At 55.5% G+C, this 663-nt stretch carries 1 protein-coding gene and 1 pseudogene; both read left to right on the top strand.

Annotated elements, in window-relative coordinates:
• Positions 1-319, top strand: a pseudogene (locus tag Xhom_RS25255) (baseplate assembly protein); the annotation flags it as partial.
• The coding region (locus Xhom_RS25260) for a phage GP46 family protein (protein WP_099140140.1) at positions 316-663 on the top strand (348 nt) is incomplete at its 3' end. The pseudogene Xhom_RS25255 and the gene Xhom_RS25260, both read left to right, overlap by 4 nt.

Consider the following 663-nt stretch of genomic DNA (forward strand, 5'->3'; position numbering starts at 1 on the left):
AAATCCCGGCGAGGTGGTGGTGTATAACCAGTGGGGGCTGCATATCCTGCTGACCGAATCGGGGATCACCGTCGAGGCACAGGGGCAACCGGTCACGGTGAACAATGCCTCTAAAGTCACTGTCAATGCCGCTACCGAAGTGTGGCTGAATACGCCAGTGCTGAAAGTCACCGGGGATGTTATCGACAATTGCAACGCCAATAGCACGACGATGAAGCAGCTCCGTGATACCTATAACGAACATACCCATCCGGTGCCGGGCGTGAGGTCAGGGGATTCGACCGTGACCAGCCAAACGACAGGAGCGACGGTGAAATGAGTGACATTACCTCAGCGTGGGATGTCAAAAATATCCATGCCGATTGGCTGGCCGGCCAGGGGGATTTGGTCACCGGTAATGACCTGCAAACCGCGATTATTATCAGTTTGTTTACGGACCGACAGGCACGGGCGGATGATGACATTGACGGCACTGATCGCCGGGGATGGTGGGGCGATAACGGCGCTGATTATCCGATAGGTTCTCGTTTATGGTTGTTGCATCGACAGAAATTAACCCCCGCCGTCGCACTGGCGGCGGAGGATTACGCGCGTGAGGCGCTGCAATGGATGTTGGATGATGGCGTGGCTGATGCTGTTGACATTGGCACTCAGATTGTCTGG

This window comes from Xenorhabdus hominickii (assembly GCF_002632725.1).
GTDB lineage: Bacteria > Pseudomonadota > Gammaproteobacteria > Enterobacterales > Enterobacteriaceae > Xenorhabdus > Xenorhabdus hominickii.